Genomic DNA, 19,463 nt, shown 5'->3' on the forward strand with positions numbered 1-19,463 from the left:
CTTCCGTGAAAGGGGGGCGGGGCGGTGCGGGGAGCGGGGCGGGCGGTCACCCCTTGACGGCTCCGCCGGTGAGGCCCTTCATGACCTTCTGGTTGAGGAAGAGGTAGATCAGCAGCGTCCCGAAGACGTTGATGCAGATCGCGGCGAACAGCGGTCCGTACTGGGTCGCGCCGAAGTCGCCGGTGAAGTTGAGCAGGCCGACCTGCACGGTGCGCAGGTCCTGGCTGTTGGTGAAGGTCAGCGCGATGAGCAGGTCGTTCCAGATGAAGAAGAACTGCACCAGGCCGACGGTCAGGATCGCGTTGCGGACCATGGGCACGCTGATGGTCCAGAAGGCGCGCAGGATGCCGGCTCCGTCGATGGTGGCCGCCTCGAACAGCTCGCGCGGGACCGTCTTGTAGTAGGTCGCCATCATGAACACCGTGAGCGGGAGACCGGTGCCGGTGTAGGTGAGGATCAGCGGCCAGAGGGTGCCCGACAGGCCGGTCTGGAAGTAGATCGTGAACAGCGGCAGCAGGATCATCTGCGAGGGGACCATCATGCCGGCCAGGAAGAGGAGCAGGGTGAGGCTGCGGCCCTTCCAGACCATGATCTGGAGAGCGAACCCCGCGGCGGTGCCGAGCAGCAGGATCAGCGCCAGCGAGGGCACGACCGCCAGCACGCTGTTCTTCATGTACAGGCCGATGTGGCCGGTGGTCCAGGCCTCGGTGTAGTTGCCCCACTCCCAGGTGGAGGGCAGGCTCCAGGTGGAGTTGTTGAGGTAGTCGTCGTTGGACTTGAGCGAGGTCAGGAACATCCACAGCAGCGGATAGACCTCGACGACCAGGAGCAGGCCGACGGCGGCCTTGACCCAGAGCGAGCCGCCGCGGCGTCCTCGGCGCCGCGCGGGCGGAGCCGGGGCGGTCCGTGTCGCCTCGCGCGGGGTGGTTGCGGCGGGGGTGGTGACGGCCATGGCTTCAGCCCTTCGTGAGGTCGCGGCGCGAGAGGCGGAAGACGACCAGGGTCACCAGCAGGCAGACCACGGTCAACAGGAAGGCGATCGTGCTGCCGTACCCGTAGTCGCTGTAGGTGAACGACGTCTGGAACATGTAGAGCGTCAGCGGTGAGGTGTCGTCCCCGGGACCGCCGTTGGTGAGCGCGACGATCGAGTCGAAGACCTTCAGCGTGCCGTTGACGCTGAAGATCAGGGACGACATCAGCACGGGGAAGGACAGCGGCACCACGATGTGGCGGACCAGCCGCAGACCGGAGGCGCCGTCCAGCCGGGCGGATTCCAGCACCTCTTCGGGGATGTCGACCAGTCCGGCGAAGAGCAGCACCGCGTAGAAGCCCATGGACCGCCAGACGTCCATGGTGACCAGGACCCAGAAGGCGCTGCCGGCACTGCCGAAGAAGTCCACCGAGTCCAGACCCACCATGTTCAGCAGGGAGTTGACCGGACCGGTCTGCGGGGCGACCTGGAAGAACTTCTGGAAGAGCAGACCCACCGCGACGGTGGGCAGCACGACCGGGAAGAACGCCAGGGTGCGCACGACGGCGGACGACTTCTTCAGGAAGAAGACGTAGAGCAGGGCCAGCAGGTACCCCGTGAGCACCTGGCCCACGGTCACGACGGCGGCGTACTTCAGGGTGAACGCCAGGGCCTCGCGGACGGCGGGGTCGGTGAACAGGCGCTGGAAGTTGTCCAGGCCGTTCCCGGTGAACCCGTCGATCGTGTTGCCCTTGGTGAAGGAGTACCCCAGTGACCACACCATCGGGACCAGCATGATGAGGGAGTAGACCAGCAGAGCGGGACCGATCAGGATCGCGACGGCCCTGCGGTCACCGAGTACACGGTGCATGGAAGGTGTCCACTTCTGTGGTGTTCTGTGGTGTTGAACGGTTGCGCGGAAGCGGGGCGGGCGGCCGGGCGCGGCACCGCGGGGAGGCGGGTACCGCGCCCGGACCACGACGCGCCGGGTGCTACGCGGCGTCCAGGGCGTCCTGCACGGCCTTCATGAACTGCTCGGGGCTCATGCTCCCGGTCGCCAGCCCGGCCGCGTTGGTCTGGCTGACGGTGGTGGCCTTGGTGCTGAACAGCGCCTCGAACCACAGGACGTTCTGCTTCGATCCGCTGATGGTGGTGCGGACCTGGGAGGCGACCTCGGTGGTGGACTCGACCGGGGTGTTGACCTTGAAACCGGAGATCGAACCGTGGTCCTTCAGGGCGGTGCTGCCGAAGTTCTTCGCGATGCAGGAGACCCAGTCCCCCGTCTTCGCGTCGAACGACTTCGCGTTCAGGCCGATGCCCAGGCCGACGTTGGACGGGTACTGGTCCGCGGAGCCCTTGCCGCCCGTCACCGCGGGGAACGGCATGAAGCCGACGTTGTCCGCTCCGACCTTGTTCTGCTTCTCGTCCGCGATGTTGGTCAGTGCCCAACTGCCCATGTAGAACATGCCGGCCTTGCCGGAGAGGAACTGGTTCATCGCGGTGTCGTAGTCGATGGAGCCGACGCCCTTGCCGAAGTAGCCCTTCTCGCCGAGAGCGGCTATCTCCTGCGCCGCCTTCAGGTACTCCGGGTCGGTCAGCTTCGCCTTGCCGTCGGCCACCGCGCGGAGCGCGTCCGGGCCGAGGCTGCGGTACAGGTACGTGCTCACCAGCCGGGTGATGGGCCAGCCCTGCTGCCCGGAGGCGGAGAACGGCTGGACGCCCTTCGCCTGCAACGCCGCCGCGGCGTCGACCAGTTCGTCCCAGGTGCCGGGGACGGCGATGCCGTTGTCCGCGAAGAGCTTCTTGTTGTAGAAGATCCCCTCGATGTTGTATTCGTACGGCAGCACCTCGACCTTGCCGCCGTACAGCGCCTTGACGGTCGAGACGGCGGCGGGTTCGAGCTGGTCGAACACGCCGAGGTCCGTCAGCTCCTTCTCCAGGTCGGCGACCTTGCCGGAGGTGTAGAGCTGCTGCGTCAGCGCGGGGGCGTTGCCCGCCGCGAACTGGACCGGCAGGGCGTTCTGTCCGGCCAGCAGCTGGAGCTTCTGGTCCAGGCCGGACTGGGGAACGGTCTCCACCTTCAGCGGCAGCGCCTTCTCCGCCTTCGCGCACGCCCCCTTCGCCAGGGTGCCCAGCGCGGTCTTCACGGTGGTGTTCTCGTTGACGCTCAGATAGGAGAAGTTCTCCGGCGCGGAGGCGCCGGCCGCCCCCGAGCCTCCGCAGGCGGTGGTCAGGAGCGCCATCGCGGCGGCGCCGGTGGTGAGGCCGGCGTACCGGAGTCTTCCGGCGAGGGACGAACGGACGTTCACAGTGGGCTCCCTGTCATCGTGGAGGCGAAGCGGAGGACGACGTCCGGCACGGAAGCGGCTCGGAGAGAAGTTTTTGTATAACGTTCTTCACGTCGAAGTGGCACAACAGTGCCTGCGGCTCCGCATCCCGTCAAGACACTGCTACGTAACGTTGCGGAAAAGGCGCGTACTCAAACGGCGGCCGGTGAGGCATGATGTAGATCGTTGTATGGGATCGAGAAACCCGGGGTGCACACGAATGGACACGTCGTCCAAGCGCGGCAAGCGCGTGACCATCACCGACGTGGCACAGCACGCGGGCGTCTCCACCGCGGCGGTGTCCAAGGTGCTCCGCAACGCCTACGGAGTGAGCGGGGCGATGCAGGAGAAGGTCCGGGCCGCCATGGCGGAGCTCAACTACCGGCCGCACGCGGCCGCCCGGGGCATGCGGGGCCGGACCTACACGATCGGTGTCCTGCTCGACAACATCCGCAACACCTTCTTCGCGGACATCCTGGAAGGCGTGCGTGACCAGCTCCGCGACAGCGAGTACACCGTCCTCATCGGAGCCCCCGGCTTCCGGCAGGCCGACCAGTCGAAGACCATCCAGTCCCTGGTCGACCGCCAGATGGACGGGCTCATCCTGATCGCACCGGGAACTCCCCGGTCGGAAGTGCTCGCGACGGCCGCGGAGACGCCCACCGTCGTCATCGGCCACCACGATCCGGCCGAGGTGCACGACTCCGTCGTGGACGCGGACGGCACCGGGGCCGGGCTGGTCGTGGACCACCTCGCGGCGCTCGGGCACCGGCGCATCGCTCTCATCTCGGCGCCCGGCAGCAAGAACGGCCAGTGGAAGAAGACCCCCGAGATCGCCCTCACCGAGGGATACCTGGAGGCGATGGAGCGGCACGGGCTGCGCGAGCACGCGCAGGTGCTGCCCACCGCCTACACCGACGAGGGCGGATACGCCGCCGGCATGCGCCTGCTGGCCAGCCCCGAACCCCCGACCGCCGTCATGGCCGGAGCCGACGTCGCCGCGCTCGGCGTCTACCGCGCCGCACACCAACTGGGACTGCGCATCCCCGAGGACGTCTCGCTGGTGGGCTACAACAACACCGCCGTCGCCGCACTGGCCCCCGTCCAGCTGACCAGCGTCGACCAGGCCGGCCACACCATGGGCGCGTCGGCCGCGAAGATGCTGATCGAGCGGGTCGAGGGGCAGCGGGACCGCGCCATGCAGACCACCATGACCCCCCGCCTCATCGTCCGCCGCAGCACCTCCGCACCGGCCGCCCCCTGACGGGTTGTTCCCCCTGAGGACGTTCGCCCGGCCCCGTCGCCCGATGCGCGGCTCTGGACGCGCGGCTCCGGATGGGCATCGGGCGTCAGCGGTCCGCGCCGATGAGTGCCAGCCGGACGGGGTCGATGATGAGGAGGCTGGTCGCCGGGGTGTCGCCGCGTGCGATTCCCTCGACGAGGCCGACCAGCTTGTCCGTGGGCCGCGCCGGGACCGTGGTCAGCCAGTTCCGCACCGGTATCTCCGCACCGGCCATGAGGCAGTCGTCCCGCCCATCGTCCTGCCCTACGGTTGCCCGCATGCCTGTCGAAGAGAACACCGGCCCCGCCCGCCTCGAGGCGGCATGGCGGAACATCACCGCATGGCTCGCCGAACACGCACCCCTCTCGCACGCCTCACTCCTGCCGCCCGCCACCGAGGCTGAGATCGAGCGCGCCGACACGCTTCTCAGCGATCGCCTCGGCTTTCAACTTCCCTCTGAGCTGCGTCAGTTGTGGCAACTGTGCGGTGGTGTGGAGCACCAGGACATCGAGGCCGACGAGCAGGGCGAGGTCTTCTCCGGGGGCGTTCTTCCCGGACGGGCTGCTTCTCTCACCGGCCAAGGCGCTGGGGCCGCGCCTTCCCGGGCCCGGGACGAAGGACTTCTGGGGCGCCGAGGTGGAACCCGGAACGTCTTGATGAATGTCGGATCGGTGAACCCGAACTTGTTCATCGATCCGGAGTTGACCTTCAGCGACATCGATGACCGGCCGCAGTTTTCTGCGAACGTCGGGGGCGTCGTAGCGGGTGTCGACCGGGGAGCCGAGGAGCTGCCGGGTCAGGCACGGGTCCCCAGGCGCGATCCCGGCCTCCTCCTCCACCTCGCGCAGCGCCGCGGCGAGCAGTCCGGTCAGGTCGTCTCGCTCGCCGGGGTGGCGGCCGAGGTACGTCTCGACGGTCTCACGGACCGAGGAAGAGCGGGGGGCATGAGCGTCGTCTCACCTTCGACGGAGGGGCAGGGTGCTGCGGGGCCTGATGGGGGCGCGTGACTCGGTCGGCTCGCCGTCTCGTGATCGGGCGGCTGGGCGCCGCAGGAGGTGGGCGCAGCCTTCGGCGGGCACCCGTCCCCGGCGTAACCGTCGTTCGACGGACGTCAATGAGTTCCCGCTCGTGGAAGCGATGGTGCTGTTGCCGTGCTCAACGACGCCGCAGCGATTTCGGACACCAGCGCTTTCGGACGGGCTGCGCACCCTGGATTGGAGCGGATCTTCGAAGGTGTGCGATGCGTCGACCCTTGCCGTGCAAGAGCACACAGCCTGCGGCTACTTGGCTGAAACGCATCTCGGCGCCGTGGGCCGGACGACTGCCCGGTCGACGGTGCCGTCGGAGCGGACAGCCTTCCGTTTTCGAAGGCGGACTTGTGAAGGCGGGGGTGTCGTTCTCCCTGTGGATCTGGGTGAGCGGGCCTCAGCCCAGCGGTGCACGGGTGGCCTCGGCATCCTCGTACTGCCGGTCGACACGGGCTTCGGGACCGAAGCGGTCGGACGAGATGCGCAGACGGGCGCCGGGGAGCCCGGGCGTGCATGCCGACAGTTTGCGTCGTACAGGTTCAGGGTGACGCGGCCGTTACGGGCGTGCTCGGGTACTTCCAAGTCGTCCCGGAGGGGCGCTGCGGACACGTGTGGCTCCGGAGGTGCGTGACCCTGCCGTCACCGGACACCTTCCGCAGAACGAGCGAAGGGCGAAGCCGGGGTACCCGGCTGGAATCCGCCGCCCGCGCGCGATACTGATGATCATGCGCGTCGACTTCGATCCTCAGACCATGCAGTCCAGAGCCTTCTACCAGTTGCTGACCGCCGTGGTGGTGCCCCGACCCATCGCCTGGGTCTCCACCGTGGGCGCCGACGGCACCGCCAATCTCGCACCCCACTCGTTCTTCACCGTGGCGTGCGTCAACCCGCCGATCGTCCAGTTCACTTCCGTGGGCCGCAAGGACTCGCTCCGCAACATCGAGCAGACCGGCTCCTTCGTCGTGAACTTCGCCCCGGAGCACCTCTTCGAGCAGATCAACGCCACCGCCACCGACTTCCCGCCCGGCGTCAGCGAGTTCGATACCGTCGGGATCGAGGCCGAGCCGAGCCTGCGGGTCGCGCCGCCCCGGGTGGCGGGGTCGCCGGTGGCGCTCGAATGCGAACTGCACAGCACGGTGCTGCTCGGCGACTCCACCGTGGTCTTCGGCAGGGTGGTGCACGCCGCCGTGGACGACGAGGTGCTGGTGGACGGCCACCCGGAGGTCGAGGCGCTGCGTCCGCTGACCCGGCTCGGCAAGAACGAGTGGGGCACCTTCGGCGGCGTACGCGAGATCGCGCGGGTGCCGTACGCCCGGTGGCAGAAGGATTCCGGGGCCCGTTGAGCGGATCGTGCGCTGCGGTTGTCAGTGCCGGGTGCGATCCTTCCGGCATGGACGAGCTGATGCGGCGGCGGGTGTACGGCGCCGACCACGAGGACCCGGACCCGGGACCCCGGCCGGGTCATACCTACCGCGAACTGGTGGGCGGACCGCTGGACGGTCTGCTTCTCGACGTCACCGGCTGGTCGGAGACGGCCCTGGCCGAGGGGGCGGCCCTGATCACCGAGATAGGGGCGTACGGTCCCGGCGGCCGCGCTGAGTACGGCCCCCGGGCAGGGGAGCCCTACCGCTGGGACTGGCGCGGCGACACGCCCTGACGGCCGGGGCGCTGCCCGCCCCGCGCCGGATGCCGGGCCGGGCAAGGTGCACGGATGCCGGGCCGGGAGGTGCACGACGCTCACTGACCGGGAGCGTCACGCCGCCTCGTACGAGTGCGCCCGGCCGCCGCGCCACTCGACCCACATGGGGTTGTCGAGCACCAGCTCGGGATCGTCGACCCCGGCGTTCGTGAGGAAGACCAGCACGTCGCGGTCGGAGTGGGCGAGCCCGAGTATCTCGTCGCGCCCCTCGTAGTGCACGGTCACCCGGCGGCCACCCGACTGCGTGGGCCGGTGGATGACGATCGGTGGATTACCCATGACCCCAGGGTGCGACGGGTCGGAGCCCGTCGCACCCGATGGCCGCACCGGCCGGACCGGAAGGCGACGACGGGCGCCGACCGGGAGGCGGGCCACGATCAGCCTGCGGACTCTCCCGCGTGCGGGCTCAGCACGCCCGCTCCGACCAGGATGAACAGCGCGATGCCCAGCAGGATGCGGTAGATCACGAAGGGCATGAAGCTCTTGGTGGAAATGAATTTCATGAACCACGAGATCACGACGTATCCCACCACGAAGGCGATCAGTGTGGCGAAGATCGTCGGGGGCCAGGAGACGTGACCCTCGCCGGCGTCCTTGAGTTCGTAGGCGCCGGAGGCCAGGACCGCGGGAATGGCGAGCAGGAAGGAGTAGCGGGCCGCCGCCTCGCGGGTGTAGCCCATCAGCAGACCGCCGCTGATGGTGGCGCCGGAGCGGGAGACGCCCGGGATCAGGGCCATCGCCTGGCAGACGCCGAAGATCAGGCCGTCCCGGATGCCCAGCTCCCGCAGCGACTTGCGCTCCTTGATGGCCCGGTGCTTGCCGCCGGTCTCGTCGCGGGCCGCCAGGCGGTCCGCGACGCCGAGGACGACGCCCATCACGATCAGGGTGGTGGCGATGAGGCGGAGATCGCGGAACGGGCCCTCGATCTGGTCCTTGAGCGTGATGCCGAGGACGCCGATCGGGATCGAGCCCACGATGACCAGCCAGCCCATCTGGGCGTCGTGGTCACCTCGCATCGAGCGGTCGGTCAGCGAGCGGAACCACGCCGACAGAATGCGGGCGATGTCCTTGCGGAAGTAGATGAGGACGGCGGTTTCCGTGCCGATCTGCGTGATGGCGGTGAACGCCGCGCCCGGGTCGTGCCATCCGGCGAAGGCTGCGGTGAGCCGCAGGTGCGCGCTGGAGGAGATCGGCAGGAACTCGGTCAGTCCCTGTACGAGGCCCAGGACGAATGATTCGAACCAGCTCATGGGGCGTAGGCCATCCCGGAGGTGATCATGCGACGCGCCGGCGGGAGCAACCCGTCGGCGCGTGCGGAAAACGGTCGGAAAAGATCAGAAAGGGAAGGGGTACTGCTGCCCCCGAGATCCTTTTGGGTCGCGGGCAGCGTATCGCCTGTGGGTGAACGTTCTGCCGCCTGCCCCGGCCTCAGGGCTCAGGACTGCTCGGCCACCGGGACCCCGGCCGGCCGGTCCCCGCCGCCCAGCCGGTGCCGTTTGCGCCAGGCGACCAGCGCCCCCGCCACCGCGGAGAGCGCGATGAACCCGGTCGCCGCGAGGAAGACGGGCGAGGTCGGTGACGCCGCCTCGCTGCCGGCGACGACGTAGGCGGCGGTATTAGGTACCGAGCCGACGCCGGTGGCCAGCAGGAACGGCGCGAAGCCCATCCGCGAGGTGGCCGCGCAGTAGTTCGCCGCGGCGAAGGGCACCCCGGGGAAGAGCCGCAGCGCCAGCATGGAGCGGAAGCCGTGCCGGCTGAGCTGACCGTCCGCGGCCTTCATCACCCGCCCCCGCACCAGCTTGCGCAGGGCGTCCTGGCCCAGCGTGCGGCCCAGCAGGAAGGAGATGCCGGCGCCGAGGACCGTGCCCGCGACGGCCGAGGCGAGCCCCGCCTGGCTGCCGAAGAGCGCCCCCGCCGCGAGGTTCAGCAGCGGGCGCGGCACGAACGCCACCGTGCACACCCCGTACAGCAGACCGAAGAGCAGGGCGGCCGGTCCGCCGACCGACTGGGCCGGCCAGCCGGACTCCAGGAGTCTCTGGGGTTCGAACATCAAGGTCGTCGTCGCGGCGGCGAGGAGGACCGCCACGAGCAGTGAGAACCGGGACCAGGGCGACAACAGGGCCCTCGAACAGCGCAGGGCGAGACCGTGGCCGGGCCGCGCCGTGGGAACGGGTTCGAACATTTGGGGAGACTAACCGAAACGCGTGTGTGATCGCCGTAATGGGGGCGCGGTGAACACGGTGCACCCCGCCCGCGAGCCCTGCCGCCGGCCCTGCGCGGCAGATTCCGGTTCCGGCCCAGGACGTGACAGCCCCGGTGCAGGGCCGATCGTCCCCCCCCGCCTCTTCCTTTGGCGCGTTGGGCATCGAAAGCCGGGGCTGCCCCTCGCTCGCCGCAGGGACCGTGATGCACGGGGATTCCGTATACGAGTTCGTGGACGCGTACGGAATTTTCCGCTCCGGATCTTCCCGCGGGATGCCCGAAGGCCCTCCGAGCACCCTTGCCGACCTCCCTGGGACCGTCGACGTGCTCGCCGCCCACGTGGCGACCCAGCACCTCTGATCCGGGGGCCGGACGCGGACGGCCCGGCGGGAAAACCGTTCGACGCGGCGGCGGCGTCGGGGGCATGCTCGGCCCATGTTCCGGTACGCCTTCCCCGCAGCGCCGTCCGCAGTCGCGGACGCGCCGAAGGCTGCCGTCGTGCCCGTCGCGGCCACGCCCCTCGCGGCAGCCGTCGCAGCGGCGCCCGCCGTCCTCGGCACCACCCGAAGCTGACCCTCCCCCGATCGTCCGGTGGACCCCGCAAGGGGAGGGTCGGCCGGATCCCGGGGTCCCTCATCGCTTCCTCCAGCTTCCGAAACCGAGGGCCGAACCATGTCCAAGACCGCCTACGTGCGCACCAAGCCGCACCTCAACATCGGCACCATGGGTCACGTCGACCACGGCAAGACCACTCTCACCGCCGCCATCACCAAGGTGCTCAGCGAGCGCGGCGGTACCACCTCCTACGTCTCCTTCGACCGGATCGACCGGGCGCCCGAGGAGGCGCGGCGCGGCATCACCATCAACCTCGCGCACGTCGAGTACGAGACCGGCACCCGGCACTACGCGCACGTCGACATGCCGGGCCACGCCGATTACGTGAAGAACATGGTCACCGGCGCCGCGCAACTCGACGGGGCGATTCTCGTGGTGTCCGCGCTCGACGGGGTCATGCCGCAGACGGCGGAGCACGTGCTGCTGGCCCGTCAGGTCGGGGTCGACCACATCGTCGTCGCCCTGAACAAGGCCGACGCCGGCGACCCCGAGCTGACCGACCTGGTCGAACTGGAGGTGCGCGAGCTGCTGTCCGCGCACGGCTACGGCGGGGACACGGCGCCCGTCGTCCGGGTGTCGGGGCTGAAGGCGCTGGAGGGCGAGCCGCGCTGGACGGCCGCGATCGAGGGCCTGCTGGACGCGGTGGACACGTACGTGCCGACGCCGGTGCGCTACACCGGCGCGCCGTTCCTGCTGCCGGTGGAGAACGTGCTCACCATCACCGGGCGCGGCACCGTCGTGACCGGCGCGGTCGAGCGCGGCACCGTCCGGGTGGGTGACCGGGTCTCGGTGCCGGGCGCGGACGTCGAGACGGTGGTGACGGGCCTGGAGACCTTCGGCAAGCCGATGGACTCCGCGGAGGCGGGCGACAACGTGGCCCTGCTGCTGCGCGGCGTGGAGCGCGACCGGGTCCGCCGGGGGCAGGTCGTCGCGGCGCCCGGCAGCATCACCCCGAGCCGCCGGTTCACCGCGCGGGTGTACGTGCTGTCGGCGCGCGAGGGCGGCCGCACCACCCCGGTCGCCACCGGCTACCGGCCGCAGTTCTACCTCCGCACCGCGGACGTGGTCGGGGACGTGGACCTCGGGGAGGTCGGCCCGGCGCGGCCCGGCGACACGGTCACCATGACCGTGGAACTGGGGCGCGACGTCCCGTTGGAGACCGGTCTCGGCTTCGCGATCCGTGAGGGCGGACGGACCGTCGGGGCCGGCACCGTCACCGCGCTGCTCTGACGGCGCCCGTCCCCTCCTCCGCGCCCCGGAGGAGGGGACGGGGCCGGTCGGGAGCGCGCCGCGGCCACCGCACAATGGTGGGGTGAACGAGCCCATACCCGTCGTCCGCGAGGTCGACCACGGCACCGCCCGCCTGCTCCCCGACGTGGACGCCGACCGGGCCTGGCTGCTCACCGTGGACGGCGCGCCGCAGTCGTACGTCGACCTCGACGATCCGGCGCACCTGGAATTCGAGTACGTCCAGCGGCTCGCGCACGTCCTGGACTGCGCGGCCGGGCCGGGGGAGCCGCTCGACGTGCTGCACCTCGGAGGTGGCGCGCTCACCCTGCCGCGCTACGTCGCCGCCACCCGGCCCGGCTCGCGCCAGGAGGTGGCCGAGGCGGACCGGGGGCTGCTGGCGATGGTCGCGGAGCACCTGCCGCTGCCGGCGGACAGCGGTGTCGTGGTGCGGGGCGAGGACGCACGGGCGGTGGTGGGGGCGACGGCGCCCGGGTCCCTCGACGTGCTGGTCGCTGACGTCTTCGGCGGATCGCGGGTGCCGGCCCACCTCACCTCCGTCGAGTACGCGCGGGCGGCCGCGCGCTGCCTGCGCCCCGAGGGGATCTACGCCGCCAATCTCGCCGACGGCGCCCCGTTCGCGTTCCTGCGGTCCCAGCTCGCCACCTTCGCCGCCGTCTTCGCCGACCTGGCGCTGGTGGCCGAACCCGCCGTGCTGCGCGGCAGGCGCTTCGGCAACGTCCTGCTGCTGGCCTCGCACACGCCGCTGGACACGGCGGCCCTCGCCCGGCGCTGCGCCTCCGACGCCTTCCCGGCGCGGGTCGAGCAGGGGGCCGAGGTCCGCCGCAGGGCGGGCCGGGCGCAACCGGTCACCGACGCCGGGGCGGTCGCCTCACCCCAGCCCCCCGACGGGGCTTTCGGCATCGGCTGAGACGCCCGTCCGAGCCGCGGGGGCGCCGTCGTGCGCGCGGATCTCCTTGGGCGCGACGCGCAGCCGCAGATTGCGGACGTCGGGAACGAGCAGCACGAGGGCCGTCACCAGCACGACGAGCGCCGAGCAGCCCCACAGCGCCGAGCTCCGGCCGACCAGCGACTCGACGGGGCCGGCCACGGCGGTCGCCAGCGGCACCATGGCCACCGAGCCGAACCAGTCGAAGGACGAGACCCGTGACAGCTTCTCCTCCGGGATCTCCTGGTGCATCGCCGTCATCCAGGCCACGCCGAAGACCTCGATGGCGATCCCGCTGACGAACATCACCGCGCACAGCCCGGTCACCGGCAGCGGGACGGCGAGCGCCGCCGACGGCAGGGCGAGCGGGAAGACGCAGAGCGTTCCGGCCAGCAGCAGGCGGCGCGGCTTCCACCGCATCATCAGGAACGCGCCCCCGAGCGTGCCGACGCCGAACGCCGCCAATGCGATGCCCCAGGGCCGGGCCCCGCCGAGTTCGTCCCGGGCGACCAGCGGGCCGTACACCGACTCCGCGGCGCCCACCACGGCCACCACGACCGAGAACTGCAGCACGATCGCCCACAGCCAGGTCCGGCCGACGAACTCCTTCCACCCCTCGCGCATGTCGGACAGCAGACCGCCGGAGCCCTCACGGGCGGGGATGTGGCTCACGTCGAGGAACGCCCGCAGCGCCCCCGCGACGGCGAACGCCGCGGCGTCCACCGCGAGGACCCATCCGGGGCTCATGGCGGCCACCATGACGCCGCCGAGCGCCGCGCCGCCGATGGCCGCACCGTGCATCGCCATCCGGAACAGGGCGAACGCCCGTCCGGCCTGCTCCGGGCCGACGCTGGACATCAGCATGCCCTCGGCGGCCGGGTTGAAGAACGCCTGCCCGGTGCCGCACAGGGCGGTGAAGAGCATCATCTGCCACAGCTGCGCGTCGCCGGTCAGCACGACCCAGGCGAAGGCGGCCTGCGAGAGGCAGTTGAGCGTGTTGGCGGCGACCATCACCCGGTGCCGGGGCAGCCGGTCCGCGACCGCGCCGCCGATCAGCAGGAAGAGCACCAGCGGCAGGGTGCGGGCCGCGGCGACCAGGCCCACGTCGCCCGCGTCGCCCCCCGCTTCCAGGACCGCGAACGCGGAGGCGATGAGTGCCCCGTTGCTGCCCAGGCTGGTGGTGATCGCCGCGGCGGTCAGCAGGGTGTAGTTGCGTCCGGCCCAGGCGGGCCGGCGTCGGGGGCGGGGAGGGGTGTCGAGGGATGCCACTCGGGGACTATCCATGGCCACGGCCCGTCTTGCCAAATGGACTGACCGACCGGCGGTCGCGGCCCGGTGCGGTCAGTCCCCGCGCTGAAGCGCGGCAAAAGCGGACGAATGTGGCCTGGTCGTGCGGGGTGTCGGCCGGGAGGGCCGTCGGCGTGCGTCCCGTCAGGAGGTGGACTCCACCAGGCGCACGGTGCTCAGGATCTTCTTGATCGTGGCGTCCGGGAGTTCGTCGTCCACACCCGCCGCCGCGTACAGGACCCACGTGGCGTAGACGTCCTTGCCGTTCTTGAAGCTGAAGGCGATCGACTTGCCGTCGCTGTCGCACTTCTTCTTGTTGGCCAGTCCGGTGGCGGTGGCCTCGACCACGCTGCCGGTGAGGCCCGAGGCGGTGGTGTAGTCCTTCGGCTCACCGACCTTGATCTTGTCCTTGGGGTCGGTCTGGGCGTACGCGGCCCACACCCAGGTGCCCGCCTCGTTGGTGGCCGCCTCCGCCGAGGACTTGGCGCCCTGCGCCCCCTTCGAACCGACGCCGGCGAGGCTGGTCTCCTCCTCGTCGCCGTCCTTGTCGGAGTCGTCCACGCACCACTTGCTCTTGTAGTACGCGGGCGCGGTGAAGCCGGCCGCCGGGGAGCCGAGCGGCTCCTTCGCGTCCTCGAAGCCCGAGAAGACGCCGGGGCTCGCCACCTCCCAGTCGCCGGGGACGTCGAACCGCGTGCCCCACTTCGGGTTGGTGACGACCTTCCAGCCGGCCACCGTCGGCACCGCGTCGCCGTCCTCGCCACGCGGGTTGGCGGGGGCGGAGGAGGTGGCGCCGGTCGGCTCGGCCGAGACCGACGGGGACGCCTTGGCGTCGGTGCCGCCCTCGTCGCCGTCCTTGTTCAGGACCACCGCCCCGGTGGTCACCGCGGCCACCACGACCACGGCCGCCGCGACGACGGCGACCAGCGTCGTCTTCTTCTTGTCGTTCCCCGGCCCGCCGTCCGGCCCCGGCACCGCGTACTGCGGCGCGGTCGGCTGCTGGTACGGATTCGGCTGCGGATACCCGGGCTGCTGCCCCTGGGCGTAACCGGGCTGCTCTCCCGGCTGCTGGTATCCGGGCTGCTGATATCCCGGTTGCTGATAGGGATTCGGCTGCTGGTACCCCGGCTGCTGGTACGGGTTCTGCTGCGGGTCCTGCGGGTTCTGCTCGCCCCCGGGCGGCTGCTGTCCTGGCCACATGGCTCGTAACCATAGAGGGGGCGCGGCCCCACGGCTACGTCCGCCCCCGACGGAGCGCACGGTGCGACCCCGGCGGGTGCCACAGGGCTCTGGTCAACCGGGGCTACTCGTGAGTAACATGCGGCTCATGAGCGCTGAAGAGACGACGGTCGGCGAGATGCTCGCCGCGACGGTACCGATGGTCCGGACCCTGAACCTCACCTTCGACGAGGCGGGCCCGGAGCGCGCCGTCGTCCGGCTGCCCGACCAGGCCGCCTACCACAACCACCTCGGCGGCCCGCACGCCGGCGCGATGTTCACCCTCGCCGAGTCCGCGAGCGGCGCCATCGTGATGGCCGCCTTCGGCGATCAGTTGGCGCGTGCCGTGCCGCTCGCCGTCAAGGCGGAGATCGGGTACAAGAAGCTGGCCATGGGGGAGGTCACCGCCACCGCCACCCTCGGCCGTCCGGCCGCCGACGTGATCGCGGAGCTCGACGCCGGACAGCGTCCCGAGTTCCCCGTGACGATCGAGATCCACCGGGCCGACGGCGCGGTGACCGGAGAGATGACGGTCCTCTGGACGCTGCGTCCTCACCGCTGAACCGACACGGGCCCGTCGGCGTGCGGGCACGGGTCCCACGGCTGAACGGGCACGGGCCCCGTCGCTGACCCGGCACAAGTCCCACTGGTGACCTGGCACGGGGACCGGCGCGCGCTCCGGCAGCCGCCCGACGCCGCCGCCGCTCCCCGCTCCGGGAGCGGCGGCGCCTCCGCGTGCGTCCGGGGGTGCGGCGGTCCCCGGAAGCGCCGCGCCAGGTAGGCTTCCCGCCTGCGCCGCCGTACGGGCGACGCGCTGCGAGAAGAACCCCCGCACGGGAGGAACCGGCGTTGCACGTCCAGGAATGGCTCGAAACCATCCCCGCGCTGAGCATCTACCTCCTGGTGGCGGGCGTCATCGGCCTGGAGAGCGTCGGCATCCCCCTGCCCGGGGAGATCGTCCTGGTCAGCTCGGCGCTCCTCGCCTCCCAGCACGGACACATCGACCCGTACATCCTGGGCGCGTGCGCCTCGGCCGGTGCGGTGGTCGGTGACTCGATCGGGTACGCGATCGGGCGCAAGGGCGGCCGGCCGCTGCTGGCCCGGCTCAACAGGAAGTTCCCCAAGCACTTCGGCGAGGCCCAAGTGGGCCTGGCCGAGCGGTCCTTCGAGAAGTGGGGCATGTGGGCCGTCTTCTTCGGCCGGTTCGTCGCCCTGCTGCGGATCTTCGCGGGCCCGCTGGCGGGCGTGCTGCGGATGCCGTACTGGAAGTTCCTGATCGCCAACGTGTTCGGCGGGATCGTCTGGGCCGGCGGCACCACCGCCGTCGTCTACTCGGTGGGCGTGGTCGCGGAGGCGTGGCTCAAGCGGTTCTCCTGGATCGGCCTGCTGGTCGCCGTGCTGTTCGGCGTCGGCTCCCTGCTGGTGGTGAGGAACCGGGCGAAGAAGGCCGCGGCGGCCGACGGCGCCGGGGAGCCCGTCGCCGAACCCGCCGGGGTGCGGACGGCCGACTGACGCCGGGGCCACCGGCGGACCGGTCCGGCCCGCGACCCGCGACGGACCGCGTCCGCCCCGCGGCAAACCCACGTCCCGCGACCGCCCCGCGTCCGGCCCGCCGTGCGCCGCTCCGGGCGCCGTCAGCCGGCGTGCGCCTCGCGGTGGGCCTTGGCCAGCTCCACGTAACCGGTCGCGTTGAACGTCACGCCTTCGCGCTCCTCCTCGGTCAACGCGCGCTTGACCTTCGCGGGCACTCCCGCCACGAGCGAGCCGGGCGGCACCCGCATGCCCTGGGGGACCAGCGCCTGCGCGGCGATCAGCGAACCCGCGCCGATGTGGGCGCCGTTCAGCACGGTGGCGCCCATGCCCACCAGCACGTCGTCCTCGACGACGCAGCCGTGCAGCACCGCGTTGTGGCCGACCGACACCCGCGCGCCCACGGTCAGCGGGAAACCGGGATCGGTGTGCAGACTGCAGTTGTCCTGGACGTTGCTGTCCGGCCCCAGCGAGATCGGCCCGCAGTCGGCGCGCAGCACCGCGTGGTACCAGACGCTGGAGCCCGCGGCCAGCGTCACGTCCCCGACGAGGACGGAGGTCGGAGCCGCGAAGGCGTCTGGATCGACCACCGGTTCCCTGCCGCCGATGCCCATGATGAGTGGCTGCTCCGCCATGCCCTGCCTCCGTGTCCGCCGACGCGACCCGCCGTCCGATCTTCCGTGCCAGGGAACCGTAAGCGACGCCGCACCCGCCGCCGGTCAGTGGGGTGAACATCACAGACGGGCGCGGGGGATGGTCCGCGGCGCGGCGACTACCGTGAGCGGGTGCCGAAGAACAGCAAGGCGTCCCGCCTCCTCGCCCGCACGTGGCGCGGCGTCTCCTCCCGTGCCGTGCACCGCGGCTGGGCCTGGATGCGGGAGTCCGGCGCGGTCACCGCCGACCGCCCGGGGCCGCTGCGCTTCGGCCGGATCGGTCCCGGCACCCGGCTCGCCTTCCCGCAGGGCACGGTGTTCGGTGAGCGGTGGATCCGGCTCGGCGACCACTGCATCATCGCCGAACAGGTCACGTTGACCGTGGGGATGATGCCCGGCCTCGATCTGGGTACCGACCCGATCCTGACCCTGGACGACGGGGTCGTCCTCGGCCGCGGCAGCCATGTCGTCGCCGACGCCGGCGTGAGCGTCGGCCGCGACACGTACTGCGGCCCGTACGTCTACATCACGTCCACCAACCACAGTTACGACGATCCGGACCAGCCGGTCGGCCGTCAGTGGCCGCGCACCGCACCGGTGGTCATAGGTCCCGGCTGCTGGATAGGGACCGGCGCGGTGATCCTGCCCGGCGCCCGCCTCGGCCGGAACGTCGTGGTGGCGGCGGGCGCGGTGGTACGCGGGGAGGTTCCCGACCACGCCGTGGTGGCCGGCGCCCCGGCCAAGGTCGTCCGCGGCTACCACCCGGAGAAGGGCTGGCAGCCGCCGCTGCGCACCCCCGCCCCGGTACCGATCCCCGAAGGCATCACCTCCGAGCAACTGGTCGCGCTGCGCACCCTCGAACTCGACGAAGTGCCGGGCGGCTGAGCCCCGTGCGGACCCCGGTGCCGGTGGTCCGCGGCCGGCGGGCCCGGTTCAGCCGGTCGCGAGCAGCACCGTGCCCATCAAGGCCAGCCCGGCCCCCGCTGCCTGCACCCCGCGCAGGCGTTCGCCGAGCGTCACCCGCGCCGCGAGCGCCGTGACCACCGGGTAGAGGGAGGCGAGCACCGCGGCGACCGCCACCGGGCCGGTACGGGCGGCCAGCGCGTAGGTGCCGTTGGCGGCGACGTCGGCCAGTCCGACGAAGGCCAGCGCCGGGAGTGCGGCCACGACGGCGCTCCGGGCCCCCTCGTCGGGCAGCGCCCGGCCGCCCCGGCGGACCGACGCGAGGAGCGCGGAGCCTCCCACCGCGATGTTGGTGACGCGCTGCACGAACAACGCGAGGAAGAGGCCGGTGACCGTGGTGGACGCCTCCGCGATCAGGGCCATGACGGCGCCGAACCCGGCCGCCGCGACCAGCGTGAGCAGCACCGCCTGCCGCCGGACCGGCGCCCCGCGCAGCTCCGGGCCGCCCGCCAGTACGACCCCGAGTACGGCCACCCCGATGCCGGCGCACTGCACGGGCCCCGGGCGCTCGCCGAGCGCGACCCCCACGGCGAGCGGCACCGCCACGCCCAGGGAACCCAGGGGCGAGATCACGCCCATCGGCCCCAGCGCGAGGGCCTTGTAGAAACTCAGCATCGCGACCGGTCCGACCACCCCGGCCGCCACCGCGAACCACAGTCGGGCGTCCGCCTCGCTCCAGGCGCCGGTGACCGCCACCACGGCACCCAGCACCACGGCGGCCAGCGACTGCGAGACGATCACCACGGTCAGGGCCGGGGTCTTCCGGGAGAGCAGACCGCCGCCGAAATCGGCCAGGCCCCACAGGAAACTGGTGGCCAGGGCGAACAGGGGGGTCATGGCGCGCCTCGCAGTACAGTGCGGTGAACGGTGGGTGCAGCCACACCGTAGTGCACTATCTTCGACTCTGTCATTCAGAATATTGGACGGAATGTGTCTGACCTCGATCAGCTCACCCAGACGTTGGCGCGCAACCTCAAGCGGTGGCGCGGGGAGCGCGGGTTCACCCTCGACGCGCTGGCGGCGCGGGCCGGCGTGAGCCGGGGCATGATCATCCAGATCGAGCAGGCGCGGACCAACCCCAGCATCGGCACCACCGTGAAGCTGGCCGACGCACTCGGCGTCAGCATCACCTCCCTGCTCGACTACGAACAGGGCCCGCAGGTGCGGCTGGTGCCGGCCGAGCAGGCGGTCCGCCTCTGGTCCACCGAGGCCGGAAGCTCCACCACCCTCCTGGTCGGCACCGAGGCGCGCGGTCCCCTGGAGCTGTGGTCCTGGCACCTCGAACCCGGCGACGGCAGCGCGTCGGACCCGCACCCGGAGGGAACGGTGGAACTCCTGCACGTCACCGCCGGCGAACTGACGCTGGAGGTCGGCGGCGAACCGCACCTGATCCCGGCCGGCACCTCGGCCACCTTCGAGGCCCACGTCGCCCATGCCTACCGCAACGACGGCACCGTACCCGTGGACCTGACCATGGCGGTCTCCATCCCCCCGGTGCGGTGACGGCCCGGCC

22 protein-coding genes are annotated in these 19,463 nt (G+C 71.4%); 11 read left to right on the forward strand and 11 right to left on the reverse strand.

Going from position 1 to position 19,463, the window contains the following annotated elements:
* Nucleotides 1–46: 46 nt before the first annotated feature.
* From Q0994_RS20140 to Q0994_RS20150, 3 genes are all read right to left on the reverse strand, one after another.
* Nucleotides 47–952, reverse strand: a complete 906-nt coding sequence (locus Q0994_RS20140; RefSeq protein ID WP_299536909.1) for a carbohydrate ABC transporter permease — start codon at nucleotides 950–952, stop codon at nucleotides 47–49.
* 4 nt (nucleotides 953–956) lie between these two features.
* Nucleotides 957–1,841 carry a carbohydrate ABC transporter permease gene (locus Q0994_RS20145; protein WP_299536911.1) on the reverse strand — a complete coding sequence of 295 codons (885 nt, stop codon included), beginning with the start codon at nucleotides 1,839–1,841 and terminating at the stop codon, nucleotides 957–959.
* A gap of 121 nt (nucleotides 1,842–1,962) precedes the next feature.
* The gene (locus tag Q0994_RS20150; protein ID WP_299536913.1) at nucleotides 1,963–3,279 is read right to left on the reverse strand and encodes an ABC transporter substrate-binding protein; all 1,317 of its coding nucleotides are present in this window, start codon (nucleotides 3,277–3,279) and stop codon (nucleotides 1,963–1,965) included.
* Nucleotides 3,280–3,517: 238 nt separating this feature from the next.
* On the opposite strand from Q0994_RS20150, the gene Q0994_RS20155 reads away from it, so the two are divergent.
* A complete protein-coding gene (locus Q0994_RS20155; protein WP_299536915.1) occupies nucleotides 3,518–4,561 on the forward strand; it encodes a LacI family DNA-binding transcriptional regulator in 1,044 nt (347 codons plus the stop codon).
* A gap of 85 nt (nucleotides 4,562–4,646) precedes the next feature.
* Here the strand turns inward: Q0994_RS20155 and Q0994_RS20160 are convergent, their stop codons facing one another.
* Nucleotides 4,647–4,859, reverse strand: a complete 213-nt coding sequence (locus Q0994_RS20160; protein WP_299536917.1) for a hypothetical protein — start codon at nucleotides 4,857–4,859, stop codon at nucleotides 4,647–4,649.
* Here Q0994_RS20160 and Q0994_RS20165 point away from each other — a divergent pair.
* From Q0994_RS20165 to Q0994_RS20175, 3 genes are all read left to right on the forward strand, one after another.
* Nucleotides 4,858–5,586, forward strand: a complete 729-nt coding sequence (locus Q0994_RS20165; protein ID WP_299536920.1) for a hypothetical protein — start codon at nucleotides 4,858–4,860, stop codon at nucleotides 5,584–5,586. The genes Q0994_RS20160 and Q0994_RS20165 overlap by 2 nt on opposite strands.
* A gap of 746 nt (nucleotides 5,587–6,332) precedes the next feature.
* On the forward strand, nucleotides 6,333–6,950 hold the full coding sequence (locus Q0994_RS20170; RefSeq protein WP_299536922.1) for a flavin reductase family protein: 618 nt from the start codon (nucleotides 6,333–6,335) through the stop codon (nucleotides 6,948–6,950).
* A gap of 47 nt (nucleotides 6,951–6,997) precedes the next feature.
* Complete coding sequence (locus tag Q0994_RS20175; RefSeq protein ID WP_299536924.1) at nucleotides 6,998–7,264, forward strand: hypothetical protein; 267 nt, start codon at nucleotides 6,998–7,000, stop codon at nucleotides 7,262–7,264.
* 96 nt (nucleotides 7,265–7,360) lie between these two features.
* Here the strand turns inward: Q0994_RS20175 and Q0994_RS20180 are convergent, their stop codons facing one another.
* The 3 genes from Q0994_RS20180 to Q0994_RS20190 all read right to left on the reverse strand — a co-directional run bounded on the left by Q0994_RS20180 (nucleotide 7,361) and on the right by Q0994_RS20190 (nucleotide 9,488).
* A complete protein-coding gene (locus tag Q0994_RS20180) occupies nucleotides 7,361–7,585 on the reverse strand; it encodes a hypothetical protein (RefSeq protein ID WP_299536926.1) in 225 nt (74 codons plus the stop codon).
* A gap of 98 nt (nucleotides 7,586–7,683) precedes the next feature.
* Nucleotides 7,684–8,556 carry an undecaprenyl-diphosphate phosphatase gene (locus Q0994_RS20185; RefSeq protein WP_299536928.1) on the reverse strand — a complete coding sequence of 291 codons (873 nt, stop codon included), beginning with the start codon at nucleotides 8,554–8,556 and terminating at the stop codon, nucleotides 7,684–7,686.
* A 185-nt stretch (nucleotides 8,557–8,741) separates the two neighbouring features.
* Complete coding sequence (locus Q0994_RS20190) at nucleotides 8,742–9,488, reverse strand: TVP38/TMEM64 family protein (protein WP_299536931.1); 747 nt, start codon at nucleotides 9,486–9,488, stop codon at nucleotides 8,742–8,744.
* 455 nt (nucleotides 9,489–9,943) lie between these two features.
* Between Q0994_RS20190 and Q0994_RS20195 the strand changes: the two genes are divergently transcribed.
* From Q0994_RS20195 to Q0994_RS20205, 3 genes are all read left to right on the forward strand, one after another.
* Nucleotides 9,944–10,081 carry a hypothetical protein gene (locus Q0994_RS20195; protein WP_299536934.1) on the forward strand — a complete coding sequence of 46 codons (138 nt, stop codon included), beginning with the start codon at nucleotides 9,944–9,946 and terminating at the stop codon, nucleotides 10,079–10,081.
* A gap of 99 nt (nucleotides 10,082–10,180) precedes the next feature.
* A complete protein-coding gene (gene tuf / locus Q0994_RS20200; RefSeq protein WP_299536936.1) occupies nucleotides 10,181–11,353 on the forward strand; it encodes an elongation factor Tu in 1,173 nt (390 codons plus the stop codon).
* An 82-nt stretch (nucleotides 11,354–11,435) separates the two neighbouring features.
* Complete coding sequence (locus tag Q0994_RS20205) at nucleotides 11,436–12,281, forward strand: spermidine synthase (protein WP_299536938.1); 846 nt, start codon at nucleotides 11,436–11,438, stop codon at nucleotides 12,279–12,281.
* Here Q0994_RS20205 and Q0994_RS20210 read toward each other — a convergent pair.
* The gene (locus tag Q0994_RS20210; RefSeq protein WP_299536939.1) at nucleotides 12,243–13,568 is read right to left on the reverse strand and encodes an MFS transporter; all 1,326 of its coding nucleotides are present in this window, start codon (nucleotides 13,566–13,568) and stop codon (nucleotides 12,243–12,245) included. The genes Q0994_RS20205 and Q0994_RS20210 overlap by 39 nt on opposite strands.
* 162 nt (nucleotides 13,569–13,730) lie before the next feature.
* Nucleotides 13,731–14,786, reverse strand: coding sequence for a hypothetical protein (locus tag Q0994_RS20215; protein ID WP_299536941.1), 1,056 nt, complete (start codon nucleotides 14,784–14,786; stop codon nucleotides 13,731–13,733).
* Between the two features lie 127 nt (nucleotides 14,787–14,913).
* On the opposite strand from Q0994_RS20215, the gene Q0994_RS20220 reads away from it, so the two are divergent.
* Both Q0994_RS20220 and Q0994_RS20225 read left to right on the forward strand, forming a co-directional pair.
* The gene (locus Q0994_RS20220; protein WP_299536943.1) at nucleotides 14,914–15,366 is read left to right on the forward strand and encodes a DUF4442 domain-containing protein; all 453 of its coding nucleotides are present in this window, start codon (nucleotides 14,914–14,916) and stop codon (nucleotides 15,364–15,366) included.
* Between the two features lie 287 nt (nucleotides 15,367–15,653).
* Complete coding sequence (locus Q0994_RS20225) at nucleotides 15,654–16,316, forward strand: DedA family protein (protein ID WP_299536945.1); 663 nt, start codon at nucleotides 15,654–15,656, stop codon at nucleotides 16,314–16,316.
* A gap of 122 nt (nucleotides 16,317–16,438) precedes the next feature.
* On the opposite strand, the gene Q0994_RS20230 is transcribed toward Q0994_RS20225, so the two are convergent.
* Nucleotides 16,439–16,969, reverse strand: coding sequence for a gamma carbonic anhydrase family protein (locus Q0994_RS20230; RefSeq protein WP_299536947.1), 531 nt, complete (start codon nucleotides 16,967–16,969; stop codon nucleotides 16,439–16,441).
* 150 nt (nucleotides 16,970–17,119) lie between these two features.
* On the opposite strand from Q0994_RS20230, the gene Q0994_RS20235 reads away from it, so the two are divergent.
* Nucleotides 17,120–17,872, forward strand: coding sequence for an acyltransferase (locus tag Q0994_RS20235; protein ID WP_299536950.1), 753 nt, complete (start codon nucleotides 17,120–17,122; stop codon nucleotides 17,870–17,872).
* Nucleotides 17,873–17,920: 48 nt separating this feature from the next.
* Here Q0994_RS20235 and Q0994_RS20240 read toward each other — a convergent pair whose 3' ends face one another.
* Nucleotides 17,921–18,787, reverse strand: a complete 867-nt coding sequence (locus Q0994_RS20240; protein WP_299536952.1) for a DMT family transporter — start codon at nucleotides 18,785–18,787, stop codon at nucleotides 17,921–17,923.
* Nucleotides 18,788–18,880: 93 nt separating this feature from the next.
* Here Q0994_RS20240 and Q0994_RS20245 point away from each other — a divergent pair, with 93 nt between their 5' ends.
* A complete protein-coding gene (locus tag Q0994_RS20245) occupies nucleotides 18,881–19,453 on the forward strand; it encodes a helix-turn-helix domain-containing protein (RefSeq protein WP_299536955.1) in 573 nt (190 codons plus the stop codon).
* Nucleotides 19,454–19,463: the final 10 nt, after the last annotated feature.

Source organism: uncultured Streptomyces sp., from assembly GCF_947488945.1.
In the GTDB taxonomy this organism is placed as follows: domain Bacteria; phylum Actinomycetota; class Actinomycetes; order Streptomycetales; family Streptomycetaceae; genus Streptomyces.

What these genes read in the sequence shown, in the direction of transcription:
- Q0994_RS20140 (WP_299536909.1), bottom strand. Translation starts at nt 952, where the DNA reads ATGGCCGTCACCACCCCCGCCGCAACCACCCCGCGCGAGGCGACACGG.
- Q0994_RS20145 (WP_299536911.1), bottom strand. Translation starts at nt 1,841, where the DNA reads ATGCACCGTGTACTCGGTGACCGCAGGGCCGTCGCGATCCTGATCGGT.
- Q0994_RS20155 (WP_299536915.1), top strand. Translation starts at nt 3,518, where the DNA reads ATGGACACGTCGTCCAAGCGCGGCAAGCGCGTGACCATCACCGACGTG.
- Q0994_RS20165 (WP_299536920.1), top strand. Translation starts at nt 4,858, where the DNA reads ATGCCTGTCGAAGAGAACACCGGCCCCGCCCGCCTCGAGGCGGCATGG.
- Q0994_RS20160 (WP_299536917.1), bottom strand. Translation starts at nt 4,859, where the DNA reads ATGCGGGCAACCGTAGGGCAGGACGATGGGCGGGACGACTGCCTCATG.
- Q0994_RS20170 (WP_299536922.1), top strand. Translation starts at nt 6,333, where the DNA reads ATGCGCGTCGACTTCGATCCTCAGACCATGCAGTCCAGAGCCTTCTAC.
- Q0994_RS20175 (WP_299536924.1), top strand. Translation starts at nt 6,998, where the DNA reads ATGGACGAGCTGATGCGGCGGCGGGTGTACGGCGCCGACCACGAGGAC.
- Q0994_RS20180 (WP_299536926.1), bottom strand. Translation starts at nt 7,585, where the DNA reads ATGGGTAATCCACCGATCGTCATCCACCGGCCCACGCAGTCGGGTGGC.
- Q0994_RS20185 (WP_299536928.1), bottom strand. Translation starts at nt 8,556, where the DNA reads ATGAGCTGGTTCGAATCATTCGTCCTGGGCCTCGTACAGGGACTGACC.
- Q0994_RS20190 (WP_299536931.1), bottom strand. Translation starts at nt 9,488, where the DNA reads ATGTTCGAACCCGTTCCCACGGCGCGGCCCGGCCACGGTCTCGCCCTG.
- Q0994_RS20195 (WP_299536934.1), top strand. Translation starts at nt 9,944, where the DNA reads ATGTTCCGGTACGCCTTCCCCGCAGCGCCGTCCGCAGTCGCGGACGCG.
- tuf (WP_299536936.1), top strand. Translation starts at nt 10,181, where the DNA reads ATGTCCAAGACCGCCTACGTGCGCACCAAGCCGCACCTCAACATCGGC.
- Q0994_RS20215 (WP_299536941.1), bottom strand. Translation starts at nt 14,786, where the DNA reads ATGTGGCCAGGACAGCAGCCGCCCGGGGGCGAGCAGAACCCGCAGGAC.
- Q0994_RS20220 (WP_299536943.1), top strand. Translation starts at nt 14,914, where the DNA reads ATGAGCGCTGAAGAGACGACGGTCGGCGAGATGCTCGCCGCGACGGTA.
- Q0994_RS20230 (WP_299536947.1), bottom strand. Translation starts at nt 16,969, where the DNA reads ATGGCGGAGCAGCCACTCATCATGGGCATCGGCGGCAGGGAACCGGTG.
- Q0994_RS20240 (WP_299536952.1), bottom strand. Translation starts at nt 18,787, where the DNA reads ATGACCCCCCTGTTCGCCCTGGCCACCAGTTTCCTGTGGGGCCTGGCC.